We start from the raw sequence: 1,590 nt of genomic DNA, 5'->3' as shown, positions 1-1,590 counted from the left end.
CGCGGGAGTTGCTGAAGAAGCTGGGCTGACAGATGGACGCCGACCGGTACTCCGAAGTCCTCGACGCGACCTACGCCTGCCTGGTCCGGCACGGAGTCCGGCGTACCACGATGGACGACATCGCCTCCGCGATGGGAGTGTCCCGGTCTGCGGTCTACCAGTACGTCCGCAACAAGGACGACGCCTTCCGCAAGCTCGCCGAACGCCTCCACGCCCAGGCACTCCAGCGCGCCCGGCAGGCAGCAGCCGAGGACGCCCCCGATGCCCACCGCATCCGGGGCGTCCTGGCCGCCAAACACGACCTGGCCCTCCAACTCATCGGCGACTCACCCCACACCGCCGAACTCATGGACGCCAAAGCCCGGCTCTTCGCCGAGACCTGCTCCACCTTCACCACCGAGCTGCGCACCCTGCTCACCGACCTGTTCACCCAGGCCGGAACCACCGACCCCGTACAAGCGGCCGAAGCAGCCGACATCTGCCTCGCCCTCGTCATCGGACTGGAAACCGCCCCCGACAGCCGGCGCCTCCTCCCCCGCGCCGCGGACGCCCTCATCACCGGCCTCCTCCAGCAGAACGGCACGACGGTGGTGACGGCCCCCGGNCCCCGTACAAGCGGCCGAAGCAGCCGACATCTGCCTCGCCCTCGTCATCGGACTGGAAACCGCCCCCGACAGCCGGCGCCTCCTCCCCCGCGCCGCGGACGCCCTCATCACCGGCCTCCTCCAGCAGAACGGCACGACGGTGGTGACGGCCCCCGGACGGGACGACGCGGGCTCTGCGCTCCCAGTCAGCGGGCGCCCACCCGGGTGCAGCCGCACGCTGACCGGAACAACCGGTGCCGCCACGTCGGCAAGCCCCCGCTGAGCACCGCACGTGCCTGGCCCGGAACCCGTGCCGGGCAGGTGCGGCGCACCCGAACGCCCATCCCCCTCTACCCGCCCGTCGGCAGGGCCCCGTGCCAATGCACGCCTGGAGCCGCTGCCATGAAGAGTCCCACCCGTGTCCCCGACACCCTCACCGAGTCAGCCACCCAGGCGCCCGGCCGCCACCGACTCCCGAACACCGCGTCCCTGGCCCTGCTGGCCTCGATCGTCGTGTCCTACCTCGGCATGGGCATCCCCGCGGTGCTCGGCGGCGCCACCGTCGTCCGCTCCGGCGACCTGCCCACCACGGCAGCCCGATACGGCACCGCGGTCATCGCGCTCGCCGCCCTGGCCCTCGCAGGCCTCCTCGCCGACCGCCGTACCCTCGCGCACCAGACCGGCACGGCCACCGCCTCCCCGCCGGCAACCGGCACGGAACACTCCTGCGTCGGCCGAAGCGCCCCGTCCGACCCTTCCCGCGGCTCCCCTCGTCAGGCTGACGCCGGGGAGGCTGGTCCGAGGCCGGACACCGTGCCGCTACGTCTGAGCGCTGAGGGCACCGGCGGGCCCGGGGGCCGTCACCACCGTCGTGCCGTTCTGCTGGAGGAGGCCGGTGATGAGGGCGTCCGCGGCGCGGGGGAGGAGGCGCCGGCTGTCGGGGGCGGTTTCCAGTCCGATGACGAGGGCGAGGCAGATGTCGGCTGCTTCGGCCGCTTGTACGGGG

The 1,590-nt window shown here is 73.0% G+C and carries 1 protein-coding gene; it reads left to right on the top strand.

What is annotated here, in order from left to right; all coding sequences use genetic code 11:
• Positions 1 to 32: 32 nt before the first annotated feature.
• On the top strand, positions 33 to 1,590 hold a 1,558-nt coding region (locus tag QMZ92_RS35890), incomplete at its 3' end, for a TetR/AcrR family transcriptional regulator (protein ID WP_283302137.1).

The sequence above is a fragment of the Streptomyces sp. HNM0645 genome (assembly GCF_030056615.1).
In the GTDB taxonomy this organism is placed as follows: Bacteria; Actinomycetota; Actinomycetes; order Streptomycetales; family Streptomycetaceae; genus Streptomyces; species Streptomyces marianii.
Note: the sequence above shows the minus strand (reverse complement) of the source record. Positions and strands in the feature narration are given on the sequence as shown.